The 17,482-nt window shown below is 68.3% G+C and carries 17 protein-coding genes; 9 read left to right on the top strand and 8 right to left on the bottom strand.

From position 1 onward, the window contains the following. Window positions 1–2 precede the first annotated feature (2 nt). Entirely contained in the window at window positions 3–935 is a 933-nt protein-coding gene (locus tag AB4Y68_RS09565) for a bifunctional riboflavin kinase/FAD synthetase (protein ID WP_441455349.1), read from the top strand. A 58-nt stretch (window positions 936–993) separates the two neighbouring features. Here AB4Y68_RS09565 and AB4Y68_RS09570 read toward each other — a convergent pair whose 3' ends face one another. Both AB4Y68_RS09570 and AB4Y68_RS09575 read right to left on the bottom strand, forming a co-directional pair. Then, the gene (locus AB4Y68_RS09570; RefSeq protein ID WP_441455350.1) at window positions 994–1,536 is read right to left on the bottom strand and encodes a GNAT family N-acetyltransferase; all 543 of its coding nucleotides are present in this window, start codon (window positions 1,534–1,536) and stop codon (window positions 994–996) included. Window positions 1,537–1,614: 78 nt separating this feature from the next. Then, window positions 1,615–2,157, bottom strand: coding sequence for a DUF3828 domain-containing protein (locus tag AB4Y68_RS09575; protein ID WP_441455351.1), 543 nt, complete (start codon window positions 2,155–2,157; stop codon window positions 1,615–1,617). Window positions 2,158–2,395: 238 nt separating this feature from the next. Here AB4Y68_RS09575 and ileS point away from each other — a divergent pair, with 238 nt between their 5' ends. Then, the gene (gene ileS, locus AB4Y68_RS09580; RefSeq protein ID WP_441455352.1) at window positions 2,396–5,326 is read left to right on the top strand and encodes an isoleucine--tRNA ligase; all 2,931 of its coding nucleotides are present in this window, start codon (window positions 2,396–2,398) and stop codon (window positions 5,324–5,326) included. A gap of 187 nt (window positions 5,327–5,513) precedes the next feature. Here the strand turns inward: ileS and AB4Y68_RS09585 are convergent, their stop codons facing one another. Then, the gene (locus AB4Y68_RS09585) at window positions 5,514–6,200 is read right to left on the bottom strand and encodes a 2OG-Fe(II) oxygenase (RefSeq protein WP_441455353.1); all 687 of its coding nucleotides are present in this window, start codon (window positions 6,198–6,200) and stop codon (window positions 5,514–5,516) included. Between the two features lie 211 nt (window positions 6,201–6,411). Then, a complete protein-coding gene (gene tipF, locus AB4Y68_RS09590; RefSeq protein WP_441455354.1) occupies window positions 6,412–7,680 on the bottom strand; it encodes a flagella assembly cyclic-di-GMP phosphodiesterase TipF in 1,269 nt (422 codons plus the stop codon). Between the two features lie 111 nt (window positions 7,681–7,791). Between tipF and AB4Y68_RS09595 the strand changes: the two genes are divergently transcribed. Together AB4Y68_RS09595 and AB4Y68_RS09600 are read left to right on the top strand one after the other, a co-directional pair. Continuing rightward, window positions 7,792–8,562 (top strand): SDR family NAD(P)-dependent oxidoreductase, encoded by a 771-nt coding sequence (locus AB4Y68_RS09595; protein ID WP_441455355.1) that lies wholly within the window; start codon window positions 7,792–7,794, stop codon window positions 8,560–8,562. A 124-nt stretch (window positions 8,563–8,686) separates the two neighbouring features. After that, the gene (locus tag AB4Y68_RS09600; RefSeq protein ID WP_441455356.1) at window positions 8,687–9,640 is read left to right on the top strand and encodes a lysophospholipid acyltransferase family protein; all 954 of its coding nucleotides are present in this window, start codon (window positions 8,687–8,689) and stop codon (window positions 9,638–9,640) included. Here the strand turns inward: AB4Y68_RS09600 and AB4Y68_RS09605 are convergent. Continuing rightward, entirely contained in the window at window positions 9,607–10,104 is a 498-nt protein-coding gene (locus AB4Y68_RS09605; RefSeq protein ID WP_441455357.1) for a response regulator, read from the bottom strand. The genes AB4Y68_RS09600 and AB4Y68_RS09605 overlap by 34 nt on opposite strands. A gap of 57 nt (window positions 10,105–10,161) precedes the next feature. Then, the gene (locus AB4Y68_RS09610) at window positions 10,162–10,371 is read right to left on the bottom strand and encodes a DUF2093 domain-containing protein (protein WP_441455358.1); all 210 of its coding nucleotides are present in this window, start codon (window positions 10,369–10,371) and stop codon (window positions 10,162–10,164) included. 83 nt (window positions 10,372–10,454) lie between these two features. On the opposite strand from AB4Y68_RS09610, the gene AB4Y68_RS09615 reads away from it, so the two are divergent. Further along, window positions 10,455–11,621 carry a DmpA family aminopeptidase gene (locus AB4Y68_RS09615; protein ID WP_441455359.1) on the top strand — a complete coding sequence of 389 codons (1,167 nt, stop codon included), beginning with the start codon at window positions 10,455–10,457 and terminating at the stop codon, window positions 11,619–11,621. 131 nt (window positions 11,622–11,752) lie between these two features. On the opposite strand, the gene xseA is transcribed toward AB4Y68_RS09615, so the two are convergent. Further along, on the bottom strand, window positions 11,753–13,234 hold the full coding sequence (xseA, locus tag AB4Y68_RS09620; RefSeq protein WP_441455360.1) for an exodeoxyribonuclease VII large subunit: 1,482 nt from the start codon (window positions 13,232–13,234) through the stop codon (window positions 11,753–11,755). A 66-nt stretch (window positions 13,235–13,300) separates the two neighbouring features. Between xseA and AB4Y68_RS09625 the strand changes: the two genes are divergently transcribed. The 3 genes from AB4Y68_RS09625 to purD are packed head-to-tail and all read left to right on the top strand — an operon-like array spanning window position 13,301 to window position 15,208. Further along, complete coding sequence (locus AB4Y68_RS09625; RefSeq protein WP_441455361.1) at window positions 13,301–13,468, top strand: hypothetical protein; 168 nt, start codon at window positions 13,301–13,303, stop codon at window positions 13,466–13,468. Window positions 13,469–13,478: 10 nt separating this feature from the next. Next, window positions 13,479–13,871, top strand: coding sequence for a hypothetical protein (locus tag AB4Y68_RS09630; protein WP_441455362.1), 393 nt, complete (start codon window positions 13,479–13,481; stop codon window positions 13,869–13,871). Window positions 13,872–13,930: 59 nt separating this feature from the next. Beyond that, a complete protein-coding gene (gene purD / locus AB4Y68_RS09635) occupies window positions 13,931–15,208 on the top strand; it encodes a phosphoribosylamine--glycine ligase (protein ID WP_441455363.1) in 1,278 nt (425 codons plus the stop codon). Window positions 15,209–15,253: 45 nt separating this feature from the next. Here purD and AB4Y68_RS09640 read toward each other — a convergent pair whose 3' ends face one another. After that, complete coding sequence (locus AB4Y68_RS09640; RefSeq protein ID WP_441455364.1) at window positions 15,254–15,802, bottom strand: murein L,D-transpeptidase catalytic domain-containing protein; 549 nt, start codon at window positions 15,800–15,802, stop codon at window positions 15,254–15,256. Between the two features lie 277 nt (window positions 15,803–16,079). Between AB4Y68_RS09640 and AB4Y68_RS09645 the strand changes: the two genes are divergently transcribed. Then, window positions 16,080–17,396 (top strand): amidohydrolase family protein, encoded by a 1,317-nt coding sequence (locus AB4Y68_RS09645; RefSeq protein WP_441455365.1) that lies wholly within the window; start codon window positions 16,080–16,082, stop codon window positions 17,394–17,396. The last annotated feature ends 86 nt before the right edge of the window (window positions 17,397–17,482 follow it).

The following is a 17,482-nucleotide window of genomic DNA, read 5'->3' on the forward strand; positions in this document are numbered from 1 at the left end:
CGGTGACGGTCGAGGTGATCCGCGGCTGGCGCAACCTGCCCGTCTCGCAGCGCGGGGCGGCGGTCGCCGTCGGCGCCTTCGACGGGGTGCATCGGGGCCATCAGGCGGTGATCGCCACGGCCCGCGCCGCCGCCGAACGGCTGGGCGTCCCGCTGGGCGTGGTCAGCTTCGATCCGCATCCGCGCCGCCTGTTCCAGCCTGAGGCCGCGCCCTTTCGCCTGATGACGGCGGACCAGATGGCGCGCGCCCTGGCCCCGCTGGGCGTCGACCGCCTGTATCTGATCCCCTTCGACCGCGAGTTGGCGGCGATGAGCGATGAGGCGTTCGCCCGTCGCGTCCTGTCGGAAGGTCTGGGCATAACCCACGCCGCGGTCGGCTTCGACTTCACCTTCGGCAAGGGACGGTCCGGCTCGCCCGAGGCGCTGCGGTCCTATGGCGAGGCTTTGGGCTTCACCGTCTCCGTCACCGACCGCATCGATGACGTCTCGGGCCTGAAGCTGTCGTCCTCGGCCGTGCGCGAGGCCTTGAAGGCCGGCGACATGGCCCGCGCCGCTGCCATCCTGGGCCGCCCCTTCGCCATCCAGGGGGAGGTGATCCACGGCGACAAGCGCGGCCGCACCATCGGCGTTCCCACCGCCAACATCGCCATGGGCGACTACATGCGCCCCGCCTATGGGGTTTACGCGACGCGCACCCGACTGCCGGACGGACGGGTCGTCAAGGGCGTCGCCAACCTGGGCGTCCGCCCCATGTTCGAGATCGACGCACCCCTGCTGGAAGTCTGGCTGCTGGACTTCGACGAAAGCCTCTACGGTCAGACCGTCGAAACCGAACTGGTCGCCTTCCTGCGCGGCGAGATGAAGTTCGACAGCCTGGACGCGCTCAAGGTCCAGATCGAGGCGGATGCAACGGCGGCGCGGGCCGTGCTGGGCTGAAGTAGGCTGCTCGGTCGTCTGGGGGCGCGTTACAGCAGGCAGCCAGAAGGCGACGTCATCAAAGCATCGCGGGCCTTTCAGCCACGTAGGTGACGTGCCTTTGCAGAGGATGGCCTTGCTCGAAACGAGGATGGTCAAAATCAAGATCGGAGCGTCGCACCATCCCTAGGCGCAACATCAAGCCCCATGAAGCCCGATTGGAAAGCACTGTCCACGCTGCGATCCGTGATCGCTCCGTGTGCCGCCAGCCCCACGCGAGGCTCGCCTGTGCCGCTTCCAGGGCATATCCCTTGCCCCATTCGGTTTCCGCAACCCGCCACCCAATTTCCAGTTCGTCTTCGACGGGGGTGCCCGGGTGCCCTCCAAAGCGAAGGCCGCAAATCCCGATAACGCGTCCGGAATTCTTCTCTTCCATGGCCCACATGCAAAGGCCGTGAGCGGCCTGCATCGCCATTTGTTGATCGATCAGCGCATCGATTTCTGACACCGCTCGCGCGCCTCCCATGTGCGCCATCATGGAGGGCGTATCGGCGAACTCGACAAAGCGAGGCTTGTCCCTATTGCGCCAACCACGCAGACGCAGTCGTTCTGTTTCAATCATCGCAAGCCAAGCCCCGTGGAAGTGGCGGGCGCTGCCTTCTTGCAGGACAATGTTGCGTTCATATCGTCCTCGTCGGCGCTACCCGATCGCCTTCAGCAGGCTCTCCGACAGCGCGGGACGCCCCGCCACCAGAACGTCGGCGACCCGCCAGGCCGTGGCTTCGCGGGACAGTTTCAGGGTCTGGCGTCTTTCCTGACCGTCGACGGTGAAGACGACGGCGGCTTCGGCGGTGTTCCGGTCCGTCTGCGTCACCGCGACCGAGGTCAGGACGACCGCGCCGTCCTGGCAGTCGCAGACGGGATCGCCGTCCAGCCAGGGCTTGCCGCCGGTCGCGCGGCGGAAGTCCTCACCGACCAGGGCGTTCAGGGTGCGGGTGTAGAGCGGATCACGGCCCGGTTCCGGCGCGGTCCGATCCGGCGCGGCGTAGATGGCGTAGAGGGCGCGCACGAAGCCCTCGGGATCGCCGCTCGCGGCCTGATAGGCGCCTTCGCGGCCCAGAGGCAGGGGTTGCGGCAGGGGCGCCGGCGCCTCGGTCGGGGCGGGCGGGGCCTCGTCGGCGCCGGAACAGGCCGCCGCCGTCAGGGCCAGAACCGCCGCCGCTGTCATCGCCTGAATGCGCATCCGTCGCCTCCCGTCTGTTCGCTTCGACTATGGCGCAGGCGCCGCCCGGTCTGCTAGACCGTTTCCACCATGGCCGTTCGCGTGATCCGTCCGATTTCGATTAGCCGCCCGGCGTAGCGCCCAGGGCCTAGCCCCGCGCACGTCGGGATCGAATATCGCCGATGCCGTCCAACGGCCTTCACGCTAGACTGCGCCCGCGCCGCCCCCTCGGCGCCCGCGAACAAGACAAAGATTTCCCATGGCCGACGCCACCAACGACACCGCTTCCGACGCTGTTTCGGGCCGCGACTATCGCGACACCGTCTTCCTGCCCGAGACGCCCTTCCCCATGCGGGGCGGGCTGCCCAAGAAGGAGCCGGAAATCCTGGCCCAGTGGGGCGACCTGTACGGCCATCTGCGCAGCATCCGTCAGGCCCAGAAGGCGCCGCTCTATGTGCTGCACGACGGCCCGCCCTACGCCAACGGCGACATCCACATCGGCCACGCCCTGAACAAGACGCTGAAGGACTTCGTGGTCCGCTCGCGTTTCCTGCTCGGCTATGACGTCGACTACGTCCCCGGCTGGGACTGCCACGGCCTGCCGATCGAGTGGAAGATCGAGGAGCAGTTCCGCGCCAAGGGCCGCCGCAAGGACGAGGTCTCCAAGGCCGAGTTCCGCGCCGCCTGCCGCCAATACGCCGCCGGCTGGATCGACGTGCAGCGCGACCAGTTCCTGCGCCTGGGCATCACCGGCGACTTCGCCAACCGCTACGCCACCATGGACTTCACGACCGAGGCGGCCATCGTCGCCGAGTTCCACAAGTTCAAGAACTCCGATCAGCTGTATCGCGGCTCCAAGCCCGTCATGTGGTCGCCGGTCGAGCGCACGGCTCTGGCCGAGGCCGAGGTCGAGTATCACGACCACGTTTCGCCCACGATCTGGGTCAAGTTCCCGGTGATCGGCGCGACGGACAGCCACCCGGACGACCTGCTGGCCTTCCGCGCGGCGACGCCCTCGGTGGTGATCTGGACGACCACGCCCTGGACCATCCCGGCCAACCGGGCCATCAGCTACGGCCCCGACATCGCCTATGGGCTGTATGAGGTCACGGCGCTGGAGCAGGGCCTGGACTATGAGCCCTGGGCCAAGCCCGGCGACCGCTTCATCATCGCCGACAAGCTGGCCGAGGACGTGTTCAAGGCGGCCAAGATCAGCGGCTTCACCCGCGTCGACGGCATCAACCCGTCGGGCCTGGAGTGCGCCCACCCGCTGGCGGCGCTGGATAACGGCTACGGCTTCTCGGTGCCGCTGCTGGCCGGCGACCATGTCACCGACGACGCCGGCACCGGCTTTGTCCACACCGCGCCCGGCCACGGCGCGGACGACTACGCCGTCTGGCTGGCGCACGGCCACCGCGAGGTGCCGGACACGGTCGACGCCGACGGCGCCTATTACGACCACGTCCCCCTGTTCGCCGGCCTCAAGGTGCTGGAGACCGAGGGCAAGAAGACCGGTAAGTTCGGTCCCGCCAACGGCGCGGTGATGGACAAGCTGATCGAGGCCGGCAACCTGCTGGCGCGCGGCCGGATGGAGCACTCCTACCCGCACTCGTGGCGCTCCAAGGCCCCGATCATCTTCCGCAATACGCCGCAGTGGTTCATCCGCATGGACGAGCCGCTCGACGGGGGCGACACCCTGCGCGAGAAGGCCCTGACGGCCATCGACGCCACCGCCTTCCACCCGGCCGCGGGTAAGAACCGCATCCGCTCCATGGTCGAAGGCCGCCCGGACTGGCTGATCAGCCGTCAGCGCGCCTGGGGCACGCCGCTGGCCATGTTCGTGGACAAGCAGACCGGCCAGCCGCTGCATGACCCCGAGGTCGACGCCCGCATCCTGAAGGCCGTGTCCGAAGGCGGCGCCGACGCCTGGTTCGACCGGCCCGACGCCGACTTCCTCGGCGCGCACGACGCCGACCGCTTCGAGAAAATCCAGGACATTCTGGACGTCTGGTTCGACTCGGGCTGCACCCACGCCTTCACGCTGGAGGCCCGCGATCCGGCCCACGGCTACAAGGGCGACCGCCCGTCGCACTGGCCCGCCGACCTCTATCTGGAAGGGTCGGACCAGCACCGCGGCTGGTTCCAGTCCAACCTGCTGGAAGGCAGCGGTACGCGCGGCCGCGCCCCCTATGACGCCGTCCTGACCCACGGCTTCACCCAGGACGAGAACGGCGAGAAGATGTCGAAGTCGCGTGGCAACACCACCGACCCGGCTGTCGTCATCAAGGAGTCGGGCGCCGACATCCTGCGCCTCTGGGTCGCCCTGGTGGACTATGCCGAGGACCAGCGGATCGGGAAGCAGATCCTGCAGACTACGGTCGACGCCTATCGCAAGCTGCGCAACACGGTCCGTTATCTGCTGGGCGCGCTGAACGGCTTCGACGAGGCCGAACGCCTGCCCTATGACCAGATGCCGCCGCTGGAGCAGTTTATCCTGCATCGCCTGTGGGAACTGGACGGCCAGGTGCGCGAGGCCTACCGCGACTACCGCTTCCAGGACGTGGTGCGTCCGGTGCTGGAGTTCTGCTCGGGCGACCTGTCGGCGCTGTATTTCGACGTGCGCAAGGACAGCCTCTATTGCGACCGTCCCGACAGCCTTCGTCGCCGCGCCGTGCGCACGGTGATGGACGAGGTCTTCAGCCGCCTGACCGCCTGGCTGGCGCCGCTGACGCCCTTCACCATGGAAGAGGCCTGGACGACGCGCTTCCCCGACGCTGGCACCAACTGCGCCCGCGTCATCCCGGACACGCCCGGCCAATGGCGCAACCCGGCCGAGGCCGAGCGCTGGGCCGGGGTCAATACGGTGCTGGAGATCGTCAACGAGGCGCTGGAAGCCGCGCGCCGCGACAAGCTGATCGGCGGGGCGCTTGACGCCTGGCCGGTGGTGACCGGTCCGGCCGAGGCCTTCGCCCCGTTCGACGGCCTGGACGCCGCCGAGGTGTTCCGCACCTCGGGCGCTGAGCTTGTGGTCGGCGGCGACGCCGTGACGGTCGAGGTGAAGACCGCCGACCATCCCAAGTGCGCCCGCTCGTGGCGCCGGGTGCCGGACGTCGGCTCCGACGCCGACTTCCCCGACCTGTCGGCCCGCGACGCCGACGCGGTGCGGTGGCTGGACGCCCAGAAGGCCTAAGGGATCAGGCCCCTTCGCTCCGGCGAAGGGGCCTTTTTCTTCCTTCTCCCCTTGAGGGAGAAGGTGGGCCCGAAGGGCTCGGATGAGGGGTCTTGCGACAGTTGATGAAGGCGCGTGACCAGAGCGCGGCGCGACCCCTCATCCGTCAGGCTTCGCCTGCCACCTTCTCCCGCAAGGGGAGAAGGGTTCACGCTGCATCATGAAAGATCAGCCCTAAGGTCATTCGCTTGCCCGCGCGCACCGTGCTGACCCCGTGGCGCATCTGCACGCGATAGTCGCCGCGCGTGCCGGCGACGGGCCGTTCGCGCACGGCGAAGATGACGGCCTCGCCCTGTTTCAGCGGCACGACGTGGGCCTGTGACTGGGACCGGGGTTTCTGCTCGACCAGAACGAACTCGCCGCCCTCGAACTCGGCCGGATCGCTGAGCAGGATCGCGGCCTGCAGCGGGAAGACGAGATCGCCGTAGAGATCCTGATGCAGCCGGTTGTAGTCGCCGGGGCCGTAGCGCAGCATCAGCGAGGTCGGCCGTGTCTGACCCGCCGCCCGGCACTGGGCGGTCAGCTCATCGAGATTATCGGGAAAGCTCGGCCGCTCCAGCCGCGCCGCCCAGCCGTTGGCGACCGGCGCCAGACCCGCATAGAGCCGCGCCCGCAGCCGGGGCAGGAGATCGGGCAGCGGGTCAGCGAAATACTGATACTCGCCCTGTCCGAAGCCGTGGCGCTGCATGACGATGCGGCTGCGGAACCGTTCGGGCTGGTCGTAGAGGGCCTGCAGGGTCTCGCACGTCGCGGGCGTCAGCAGCGGCCCCACGACGGCCCAGCCCCGGACATCCAGGTCATCAGTGATGCGGGGCCAGTCGAGGGCGTCGGTCATTGACGCCCATAGACGACTGCCGACCCGGTTTGTCTGGCGGTTTTCGGCCTCGGTTTTCCTCCCCATTCCATGGGGAGGTGGCGCGGACGCGCAGCGTCCGTGACGGAGGGAGCGGCGCGACGGCTATTTGTGGATGAGAGGCTTAGGGCGACGTCGCCCCCTCCACCGCTACGCGGTCCCCCCCCCCATGGATTGGGGAGGAAAGAGGCGGCTAGTGTCGGCGGCGTTGTTCGGCCGAATGCAGCGTCGCGCGGACGAACTCGGCCGGGGGATCCGTCTCGGCCAGGACGGCTTCCTTGATGGCGCGGGGCTCGCCGAACAGGTGGCCCTGGCCCATGCCGATGTCGAGTTCGAGGATGTCGACGACCTGCTTCTCGCTCTCGACCTTTTCGGCGATCAGTTCGAGGCCATAGCGACGCGTCAGGGGGGCGAAGTCGGCGGCCTGGATGTCGGGCTGCGAGGCCAGGGGCGTGGCGCCGTCCAGATCCAGCAGTTGTTCGATCAGCAGATCGGCCGAGATCTTGATGAAGCGCACGTCCGAGCGCTGCAGGTCGGCGAAGTCCAGATCCAGGGTCTGCACCTTGTCGATGGAGAAGCGGAAGCCGAGGTCGGCCAGCTTGGCCATGTTGCGGGCCTCGGCGGCGCCGCGCGCGTCGAAGGTGGCCTGACCCAGTTCGAAGATCAGGGCCTCCTTCAGGTCGCGGTTCTGGCTGAGGAAATCCAGGAACTGCGGGAAGAAGGTCTCGTCGCCCAGCGAGGCCAGCGACACGTTGCAGAAGACCCCGACCTTGCGGTCCTGCCGCGCCAGGCGGCGCACGATCTGGGCGCAGCGGAACAGCAGCAGGTTGTCGATGGCGGGCAGTAGGCCCTCGCCCTCGGCCACGGACAGGTATTCGGCGGGCATCATGATCCGGTTGGACGGATCGCGCAGGCGGGTGAAGCTCTCGTAGAAGACGGTGCGGCGCTGGGGCAGGGTCACGACAGGCTGCAGATAGAGGTCGACCCGGTTCTCGGTCAGGGCGTCGTGGACGGTCTTGAGCAGAGTGTTCGACTGGACCTGACGACGGCCCTCATAGGTGTCGGCGGTGATTGGCGAGGACGACAGGCGGTCGTCGATGGACTCGCTCATCTGCTGGATCAGGCCTTCCAGCATCCGCACTTCGCCGGTCAGGGCCTCGGTGCGCGACAGGGCGCCGCTCTCGATGGCCTGGGCCAGTTCGGTCAGGGCGCCTTGGGTCGACTCCATCGCATCGGCCAGCAGGCGGTGCGCCTCGCGAACCTTGGCGATTTCCTTGCGCAGGGCGCGGCGGTCCAGAACCCCGGCGACGACGGCGTGCAGCCCGACCAGAACGCCCAGCGCGCCCAGCACGCCGGCCGCGCCTGCCCCTGCGCCCATACCGGCGCGCCAGATCGCCGCCCCGATGGTCAGGGACAGGAACAGGTAGCCGAAGAACAGAAATCCGCCGGTAATCTTGCGCATGGGACCGGTGTTAAACCGCCTTTCCCGTATGGAATCGGCCAAGTATCGGTCTAACTAAAGGTAACGGCTAGGGTTCGGACACAGAAATCCGACCGTAAAGGGGGTTAACGCATGGAATTGTTCGATCTGAGCGGCAAGGTCGCGGTCGTCACCGGCTCCTCCAAGGGCATCGGCAAGGCCATCGCCGAGCGTCTGGCCGAACACGGCGCCTGCGTCGTCATCTCGTCGCGCAAGGCCGGGCCATGCGCCGAGGTCGCCGCCGCCATCAATGAAAGGCACGGCGAGGGCCGCGCCATCGCCATCCCCGCCAACATCGCCTCCAAGGAAGACCTGCAACGGCTGGTGGACGACACCAATCAGGCATTCGGCCATATCGACATCCTGGTCTGCAACGCCGCGACCAATCCCTACGCCGGGCCGATGGCGGGCATCGCCGACGACCAGTTCGAGAAGATTCTTCAGAACAACGTCATCTCCAACCACTGGCTGATCCAGATGGTCGCGCCGCAGATGCTGGAGCGCAAGGACGGGGCGATCCTGATCATCTCCTCGATCGGCGGGCTTCGCGGCAACGCCCTGATCGGCGCCTACAACATCTCCAAGGCCGCCGACATGCAGCTGGCGCGCAATCTGGCGGTGGAATACGGGCCGTCGAACGTGCGGGTGAACTGCATCGCGCCCGGCCTGGTCCAGACCGATTTCGCCAGATACCTGTGGGAGAACCCGGAGCTGCTGAAGACGGTCACCGAGCCTGCCCCGCTGAAAAGGATCGGCCAGCCTGATGAAATCGCTGGCACGGCAGTCTATCTGTGCAGCCCTGCCTCGGCCTATGTGACCGGGCAGACCCTTGTGGTGGACGGTGGACTGACGATTGCCTGGTGAAGATCAAACGGGCTCAAGCAGCCCGAAGGGCGGTAGCGACAGCGATATGCGCTCAAGCAGCCCGAAGGGCGGTAGCGACAGCGATATGCGCTCAAGCAGCCCGAAGGGCGGTAGCGACAGCGATATGCGCTCAAGTAGCCCGAAGGGCGGTAGCGCCTCTAACAAACCTGGGCTTGCCCAGGACCTGACCTGGCGGCTGGAGGCGGCGGCGTTTTCGGGGCTGTTCGCCTTCCTGCGGGCGCTGGGCGTCGAGCGGGCCTCGGGTTTCGGCGGCAAGCTGCTGCGGACGCTGGGACCGCTGACCGGCACGCACAAAACGGTGACGCGCAATCTGCGCATCGCCTTCCCCGACATGGACGCAGCCGAGCGCGAGCGTCTGGCCGTCGATCAGTGGGAGCAGACGGGGCGGACCTTCGCCGAACTGGCGGTCATGGATCGCCTGACGCCCGAGAGCGGACGCATCGACATCGTCGGGCTGGAGCGGCTGCACGCCATCCGCGACTCTGGCCGTCCGGTGGTGCTGGTCTCGGGCCATCTGGCCAATTTCGAGGTCATGGCGGCGGTCATCATGGCGGCGGGGGTGCCGTGCCAGGTCACCTATCGCGCGGCCAACAACCCCTATGTCGACGCCCTGATCCGTCAGAGCCGCGAGCGCTACGGCATCAAGCTGTTTGCGCCCAAGGGCGACGGCACGCGCGAACTGATGGCGGGAATGAAGCGGGGCGAATCCATCGCCCTGCTGGTCGACCAGAAATACAGTCAGGGGCCGGAGGTCGAATTCTTCGGCCAGCCGGTCAACGCCTCGCCCGGCGCGGCGCGGATGGCGCTGAAATTCGGCACGGTGATGCAGCCGTTGTCGGTGGTGCGCCTGCCCGGCGTGCGCTTCCGCGTGACGGCGCACGAACTGATCGCCGTGCCCGACACCGGCGACAAGGCCGCCGACGTCCTGGCGGGCGTTCAGGCCGTCAATCGCTTCGTGGAGGAGCGGGTGAAGGAGCATCCGGTGGACTGGTTCTGGGTCCACAAACGCTGGCCGGCCGAGGTCTATGCGGCGCTGGAATCCGTCGACCGGCGATAGGGGCCGGCGTAGTCGTCTGTCTGGGTGCGCCGACGGTCGGGGCCGAAATAGCCGCCGCCCCGGATGAAGGTGCGGGGCCGCATGATCACAGCCTGAATTCGGGTCAGCAGGGCCTGGGCGTTGACGGGCTTGGTCACGAACTCGGTCACACCCGCGTCGCGCGCCTGAGCGACGCGGCGCTTCTCGGAATGGCCCGTCATCATGATGATCGGCAGATAGGGATTGGGGCTGTCCGGCGCGGTGCGGATCAACTGGGTGAAGGTCACGCCGTCCACCGGCAGCATCTTGAAATCGACGATGGCCAGGTCAGCCGGGTGCGTCTTCAGTGCCTCCAGCGCGGCCGCGCCGTCCTCGACCTCGCGCACCCGGGTGACGCCGATCGATTTCAGCATGACGCAGACGATGGCGCGCATGTTCGGATTGTCGTCGGCCAACAGGATGTCGAGCGATTGCAGGGCGGACATGGGAACACGACACGATCTGGGGGCGTCGTCGACGCCGCTAATCAGGAGGACTGGCGATCAGCCGCGCGCGGCCGTCATGAACTCGAGCGGGCTCGCGTAGGCTTCCTGCCGTTCGACCGACCAGTAGCGCAGTGCGGCGAGCGGGATCGGCACGCCGCTGACGGCGCAGGTCACGTAGGCGCCGGGGCGCAGAACGGCGAACTCGCCGTCGCCATAATGCAGCGTGGCGGGCGAGGGCGAAACGGGCGGAGAAGCAGGCGTCGTCATGGAACGATGATTGGCATGGCTCGCCGCGCGAGACGAGGGCGAATCACTGTCATCTGAAAAAGAGTTGATGACAGGAGCCGCTGATGATCCGTCCTTATGCGTGTTGGTGCGCAGTCGCGCTGGCGGCGACATTGGCGGCAGCCGCGTCCTCGGCAGCCGCTCAAGCGAGCGAGACGCGTCCGACGATCCGCGATCTGGGCCGCGCGCCCGGCGTGCTGTCGCCGGGGCTGCTGAACGCCATCACCGACGTGGCGGGCGTGCGGGTGGGGCAGGTGACGCTGCGGCGCGGCGACAGCATCCGCACCGGGGTGACGGCCGTCCTGCCGCACGGCGGCGACCTGTTCCGCGACAAGGTTCCGGCGGGCCTGTCGGTGGCCAACGGTTTCGGCAAGTTGGCGGGCGCGACCCAGATCCGCGAACTGGGCGAGATCGAGACGCCCATTGTCCTGACCAACACCCTGTCCGTGGCGCGCGGCATCGACGGCGTGCTGGACTGGACGCTGAAACAGCCGGGGCATGAGGACATCCGCTCGGCCAACGCCGTGGTGGGCGAAACCAACGACGGCGGGCTGAACGATATCCGGGCGCGGGTGGTGACGGCCGCCGATGTGGTGGGGGCCATCGAGACGGCGACGTCGGGGCCGGTGGAGCAGGGCGCGGTCGGGGCAGGGACGGGCACCATTGCGTTTGGGTTCAAGGGCGGGATCGGCACCAGTTCGCGCAAGCTGCCCGCCAGCCTCGGCGGCTTCACCGTGGGGGTTCTGGTGCAGTCGAATTTCGGCGGCGTGCTGAGCATGGACGGGACGCCCGTCGGGGTGCCGCTGGGCCGCTACTATCTACGTCAGGAGGTCGAGGCCGAGCGGGCCGACGGCTCAATCATGATCGTGGTGGCGACCGACGCGCCCCTGTCGGACCGCAATCTGGAGCGGCTGGCGAACCGGGCCTTCGCCGGTTTGGCGCGGACGGGGGCGGCCTTCTCGAACGGGTCGGGCGACTACGCCATCGCCTTTTCGACCGCCGAGGGCGTGCGCCGCACTGCGGCGCGCCGGGCAGGCGCGACGACGGTGGCTGATTGGCCCAACGACCGCATGTCGCCCCTGTTCGTCGCCGTCGCGGAAGCGACCGAGGAGGCCATCCTCAACTCCCTGCTGAAGGCCGAGACGACGACGTCGGTGATCGACGGCAAGACGGTGACGGTCGAGGCTCTGGACGTTGAGGCGGTGCGGGGGCTGCTGGCGGCGGGCCGGTAAGCTCTCCTCCCCATTTCATGGGGAGGAGGATCGGACGCGAAGCGGACGAGACTGAGGGGCCGCTTGGTTCCGCTGAAGCAGCCCCTCCACCGCCACGCGGTCCCCCTCCCCACGGAGTGGGAAGGGAAAAGCTAGAACAGGTCGCCCTGGCCCGCTGTCGGTGCTTTCGGGCGCGGCGCGGGCTTGGGAGCAGGTGGCGCGAGGGGCGGAGGCGCGGCGCCTTCGTCGTTGATGGTCGCGTCCCGGGCCCCGTCGCCGAAGACGATGCGGACGGCCTGACCGGGCGACAGCGCGGCGGCCGAGGCGATCATGGCGCCGGCCTCGTTCTCAATCCGGGCGAAGCCTGGCTTGGGCCGCTTGGGGTCCAGCGTCGCCAGCGCCCGCGACAAGGCGGCCAGGCGGGTCTCGTCGCGGTCCAGCCGCCGCTTCATCGCCGGGCCGAAGCGATCCGCATAGGCCGTGAGCCGGTCGCCGCGCCGTTCGATGGCCCGGTCCAGCAGACCCTTGGACAGACGCCCGCCGACCAGCGCCAGCTGGCGCTCGTGCACGGCGACGTTGCGGTGCAGACCCGAGCCCAGACGGCTGGCGGCGTGGTCGAGGCGTTGCTGCGGCAGGGCCAGCAGGTCCTCGGGTCGGGCGGGCAGGCCGCGGGCGGCGGCGCGCAGCCGTGTGCGGCGGTCCTCCAGCAGACGCGATCCGGCCCGCGCCAGTCGCCCGTCGAGATCGCTCAACGTCCAGCGCAGGTCGGCCAGAACCGGGGTGGCGATCTCGGCCGCGCCGGTCGGCGTCGGGGCGCGGCGGTCGGAGACGAAGTCGATCAGGGTGGTGTCGGTCTCGTGCCCAACGGCCGAGATGATCGGAATGCGGGCCTCGGCCACGCTCCGGGCCAGGGCTTCGTCGTTGAAGCACCACAGGTCCTCGACCGAGCCGCCGCCGCGCGCGACGATCAGCAGGTCGGGACGCGCGATCGGCCCGTCGGGCGTCATGGCGTCGAAGCCGCGGATGGCCTTGGCCACCTGACCGCTGGCGGCGTCGCCCTGAACCACCACCGGCCAGACGATGACGCGGCAGGGCCAGCGTTCGGCGATGCGGTGCAGGATGTCGCGGATCACCGCACCGGTGGGGCTGGTGATGACGCCGATGGTCGCGGGGAAGGTCGGCAGGGGCTTCTTGCGGCCCGGCTCGAACAGGCCCTCGTCGCGCAGACGGGCCTTCAAGCGCTCCAGTTGGGCCAGCAGGGCCCCCGCGCCCGCCGGCTCCATGCTCTCGATGACGATCTGATAGGAGGACCGCGCCGGGTAGGAGGTGATCTTGCCGGTGACGATGACCTCCAGACCGCTTTCCGGCTGGGCGCCCAGGCCCTTGACCACGCCCTTCCAGATGACGCCGTCGATGGCCGCCTTGTCGTCCTTGAGCGTCAGATAGACGTGACCCGAGGCGTGGCGGTTCACCTTGGAGATCTCGCCGCGCAGACGGACGTGGCCGAAGCGGTCCTCCAGCGTGCGTTTCAGCGCAAAGCTGAGTTCCGAGATCGACAGGGGCGGGTTGTTGTCGCGCGGGGCGGTCGGCGCCTCGGCGGCGCCTTCGAAAGCATAGTCGTCGTCAAAGCTCATGGGCGCACCTTAGCCTCTGCGGCGGGCGACGGGAACGGGGCGGTTCGGCAGGCGTTGCCGTCGGTGATGTCCGACTATTCCCTTCCGCCAAAACCGCCCGAGGAAGACCCGACTGAACGCGACCTCTCGCGCCGCAGCGGCAATCCGTCGGTCAGCCCCTGGCTGTTGCTGATGGGCGTCGTTCTGCTGGGCGTCGTGGTCTATGCGGCGTCAGCCTTGCTGCCACTGAAGTAGGATCTTCGTCATGAACCGCAGCCTGATCGTCCTCGCCTCGGCCGCCGCCCTGCTGGCGGCCTGTTCCCAGCATAAGGAAAAGGCGCCGCCCGCCGCGGAAGCGCCGGCCGTGTCCGACGCCCTCACCCGGGACGAACCCATCGCCCTTGGCCTGACCGCCGCCCAGTTCGACGGCGCCAACCTGCTGTCGACCAATGGTTCGGACCTGGGCGACGTCGTGCGCGTCGACGTCAACAGTGCGGGCAAGGCCGTCGGCCTGATCGTCGCGCCGACCGGTCCGGGCCAGCGCTGGGTGCGTCTGCCGCTCGACGGGCTGACCGTGAAGGTGAATGGACCCTATCATGACGTGGTCACGACCCGGACCTGGGAAGAGGTCAAGGCTCTGCCCGGCTGGACGCCCTGAAACGTCGCTAACCCTTTCGCCCGCTTGACCCGTGCGGCCGAGCCCGTCATTGCGCAAGCATGAACATTCTGCTCGTCGGTTCGGGTGGGCGTGAACACGCCTTGGCCTGGAAAATCGCCCAGTCGCCGCTGGTCACGCGGCTTGTCGTCGCGCCCGGCAATCCCGGCATGGCGAAACACGCCGAGCTGAGGCCCGATCTGAAGGCGACCGACGCTGACGGTTTGGCCGCCCTCGCGCGCGTGATGAAGGCGGACCTGGTCGTGGTCGGCCCCGAATCGGCCCTGGCCGAGGGCCTGGCCGATCGGCTGAACGCGGCGGGGATCCCCTGCTTCGGTCCGACCGCCAAGGCGGCGCAGTTGGAGACCTCCAAGGCCTTCTCCAAGGCCTTCCTGGCGCGGCACGACATTCCGACAGCGGGCTATGGCGTCTATGAGGACGTGCCTTCGGCCAAGGCGGCGCTGAACCAGTATTCGGCCCCCTATGTCATCAAGGCCGATGGCCTGGCAGCCGGCAAGGGCGTGGCCATCAGCCCCGACAAGAAGGACGCCGAAGCCGAGATCGAGCGGATGCTGGGCGGGCGTTTCGGCTCGGCCGGGTCGCGCGTGGTGATCGAGGAATTCATGGACGGCGAGGAGGGCTCGTTGTTCGCCCTGTGCGACGGCCAGCGCGCCGTCCTGTTTGGCGGGGCGCAGGACCACAAGCGCGCCTTTGACGGCGACATGGGGCCGAACACGGGCGGCATGGGCGCCTATTCGCCGGCGCCGGTCTTCACCCCCGAACTGGTGCAGCAGGCCGACGAACGCGTGGTGCAGCCGACCATCCGCATGATGGCCGCCGAGGGCGCGCCCTATCGCGGCGTCCTCTACGCCGGCCTGATGGCGACGAGCGACGGCCCCAAGGTGGTCGAGTTCAACGCCCGCTTCGGCGACCCGGAATGTCAGGTGCTGATGATGCGTTTCGACGGCGACATCGTGCCTCTGCTGCTGGCCTGCGCGCGCGGCGATCTGACCCGCGCGCCCGCGCCCCGGTTTAAGGACGGCACGGTGATCTGCGTGGTCATGGCGGCCAAGGGCTATCCCGACAGCCCGCTGGAAGGTTCGGTCATTCGCGGCGCCGATCAGGACTTCGGCCCCCACGTCCAGGTCTTCCATGCGGGGACCAGGAAGCGCGAGGACGGCACCCTGGTGGCCGCCGGCGGCCGGGTGCTGAATGTCTGCGCCTATGGGGCCGACATCGCCGAGGCGCGGACGCGGGCCTATGAAGCCATCGCCAAGATCGACTGGCCGGGCGGCTTCAACCGCACCGACATCGGCTGGCGGGCGCTGGAGCCGCGTTAAGCGCTCTGGGAATAATGGAACCGCGCTGGGCGGCTCCGCTAAGGCTCAGGCCATGGCGAACAGCAGCCGGCCCTCGCCCATGCGTTCGCGCAGGGGCGCCAGGTCGGCGTGGGACACCGAGAAACAGCCGTAGGACCGACCCAGCTTGCCCTCGCGGGCCAGGAAGGCCGGGTCGGCGTAGTCGGCGCCGTGGATGATGATGGCCCGCTCGCGCGCCCGGTTATTGGAATACTCCAGCCCGTCCAGCAGGACGTTCGGCCCCTGCTGGCCGCCCCAGCCGGCGCCCGCGGTGGCGTAGGCGCCGATGGACGACTTGTGCGAGTCCATGTCGTTCGAGAAGGTCTGGGCGAAGCCCGAGTGCGCAGGGTCCGACCCCCGGCCGTGACAGGTGCGGTAGGCCGTGACCCAGCCGCCTTCCAGATCGACCTCGTAGAGCCGGTCCTCGCCCGAGAATTTCTGGAAATCGACCAGATACATACGGTCGCGTTTGGTGATCTTGTGGCCGTGCACATCCAGCGCGGCGTGGGCCCGTTCCAGCAGGTCCTTGCGGACGACGCCATGCGGATCAATGACGGGGCCGGTCGCCCTCGCCACGGCAACGGGCTGAGGCGCAACGGTCGGGACGGGAACGACGGGAAGGCTGCCAGGCGTGGCTCCGGCGAGTTGAACGGTGGAGGCGGCGGAGGAACATCCCGCCAACAGGGCCGAACCGCCCAAGATCAAGCCACGTCTGGAAAGCCGCATGCGACGCCCCTCGCACCATTAAACAACTGTATCCGCTTGTTTCATAAAGCCCCGTAACGACGCAACCTGAGCCTTGGCGAAACCCGCTGAGCGTCTAAGGTGAAATCTGGAGTTCTGGGAGGGACCGATGAAGAAACTGGCTCTGATTGTGACCGCCGCCGTTCTGACGGCCACGTCCGCACAGGCGCAACAAGCCCCTACGGTCGCTGCCGTTTCCGCCGAGCAGCCGACGACGTTCGTTCAAGTGGGGCGGCTCCTGGCCGATCCGGCCAACGGCCAGGTGCTGCGCGATAAAACTCTCGTGATCAGAGGGAACCAAGTCGTCGAAATCCGCGACGGCTTTGTCGGCGACGGAAAAGTGGTCGATCTGCGGAGCGCCTTCGTCCTGCCGGGCCTGATCGACAGCCATGTCCACCTGACCCACCAGCAGAGCCCGACCGCGCGCCTGGACAATGTGACCGAGTCGACCGCGACCCAGGCGATGATCGGCGCGCGCTACGCCCGCCGCACCCTGAACGCGGGCTTCACCACCGTCGCCGACCTGGGCGCCAGCAACGAGGCCATCTTCGCCCTGCGCGACGCGGTGCGGCGCGGCGACGTGCCGGGACCGCGCATCATCGCGGCCGGCTCGGCGGTTTCGGTCCACGGCGGCCACGGCGACGTCAACGGCTATCGCGAGGACGTCATGCATGTCCTGTCGCCGGAAAGCGTCTGCTCGGGGGTCGAGGACTGCATGCGGGCCGTGCGGATGCAGGTCCGCAGCGGCGCCGACATCATCAAGATCACCGCCACCGGCGGGGTCCTGTCCAACACCGCCGCAGGTCTGGCCCAGCAGTTCAGCGAGGACGAACTGGCGGCCATCGTCGCCTCGGCTCACCGCATGGGGCGTCAGGTCACGGCCCATGCCCACGGCGTCGACGGCATCAACGCCTTCCTCAAGGCGGGGGGCGATTCCATTGAACACGGCACCTACCTCGACAATGAGTCGATGCGCCTGTTCAAATCGCACAACGCCTGGCTGGTGCCGACCCTGATGGCCGGCGACTATGTGGCGCGCGTGGCCTCTAGCCCCGATAACTTCTTCACCCCGGCTCAGACCGCCAAGGCGCTGGAAATCGGGCCCAAGATGGTGGACATGGCGCGCCGCGCCCATGACGGGGGCGTCCGCATCGCCTTCGGCACCGACTCCGGCGTCTCGGCCCACGGCGACAACGCTCAGGAGTTCGCGCTGCTGGTCCGCGCGGGCCTGACCCCGCTCGAGGCCATCCAGGCCGCCACCATCGGCGCGGCCGAACACCTGAAGATATCGAACGAGGCCGGTCGTCTGGCGGCGGGGATGCCCGCCGACCTGATCGCCGTCTCAGGCGATCCGCTGAGCGACGTGACCGAACTGGAACGCGTGCGCTTCGTGATGAAGAACGGTCAGGTCTTCCGCGCCGACTAATTCCTTCTCCCCTTGTGGGAGAAGGTGGCCCGCGCAGCGGGTCGGATGAGGGGTTTCTGGCGGTCGGATGAAGGGGGCGTTGGCAA

This window comes from Brevundimonas sp. 2YAF1 (assembly GCF_052114745.1).
Classification (GTDB): domain Bacteria; phylum Pseudomonadota; class Alphaproteobacteria; order Caulobacterales; family Caulobacteraceae; genus Brevundimonas.

Bases quoted from the DNA above. Each gene is read 5' to 3' on its own strand.
- AB4Y68_RS09570 (WP_441455350.1), bottom strand. From the start codon at position 1,536: ATGATTGAAACAGAACGACTGCGTCTGCGTGGTTGGCGCAATAGGGAC.
- AB4Y68_RS09575 (WP_441455351.1), bottom strand. From the start codon at position 2,157: ATGCGCATTCAGGCGATGACAGCGGCGGCGGTTCTGGCCCTGACGGCG.
- ileS (WP_441455352.1), top strand. From the start codon at position 2,396: ATGGCCGACGCCACCAACGACACCGCTTCCGACGCTGTTTCGGGCCGC.
- AB4Y68_RS09585 (WP_441455353.1), bottom strand. From the start codon at position 6,200: ATGACCGACGCCCTCGACTGGCCCCGCATCACTGATGACCTGGATGTC.
- tipF (WP_441455354.1), bottom strand. From the start codon at position 7,680: ATGCGCAAGATTACCGGCGGATTTCTGTTCTTCGGCTACCTGTTCCTG.
- AB4Y68_RS09595 (WP_441455355.1), top strand. From the start codon at position 7,792: ATGGAATTGTTCGATCTGAGCGGCAAGGTCGCGGTCGTCACCGGCTCC.
- AB4Y68_RS09600 (WP_441455356.1), top strand. From the start codon at position 8,687: ATGCGCTCAAGTAGCCCGAAGGGCGGTAGCGCCTCTAACAAACCTGGG.
- AB4Y68_RS09605 (WP_441455357.1), bottom strand. From the start codon at position 10,104: ATGTCCGCCCTGCAATCGCTCGACATCCTGTTGGCCGACGACAATCCG.
- AB4Y68_RS09610 (WP_441455358.1), bottom strand. From the start codon at position 10,371: ATGACGACGCCTGCTTCTCCGCCCGTTTCGCCCTCGCCCGCCACGCTG.
- AB4Y68_RS09615 (WP_441455359.1), top strand. From the start codon at position 10,455: ATGATCCGTCCTTATGCGTGTTGGTGCGCAGTCGCGCTGGCGGCGACA.
- xseA (WP_441455360.1), bottom strand. From the start codon at position 13,234: ATGAGCTTTGACGACGACTATGCTTTCGAAGGCGCCGCCGAGGCGCCG.
- AB4Y68_RS09625 (WP_441455361.1), top strand. From the start codon at position 13,301: ATGTCCGACTATTCCCTTCCGCCAAAACCGCCCGAGGAAGACCCGACT.
- AB4Y68_RS09630 (WP_441455362.1), top strand. From the start codon at position 13,479: ATGAACCGCAGCCTGATCGTCCTCGCCTCGGCCGCCGCCCTGCTGGCG.
- purD (WP_441455363.1), top strand. From the start codon at position 13,931: ATGAACATTCTGCTCGTCGGTTCGGGTGGGCGTGAACACGCCTTGGCC.
- AB4Y68_RS09645 (WP_441455365.1), top strand. From the start codon at position 16,080: ATGAAGAAACTGGCTCTGATTGTGACCGCCGCCGTTCTGACGGCCACG.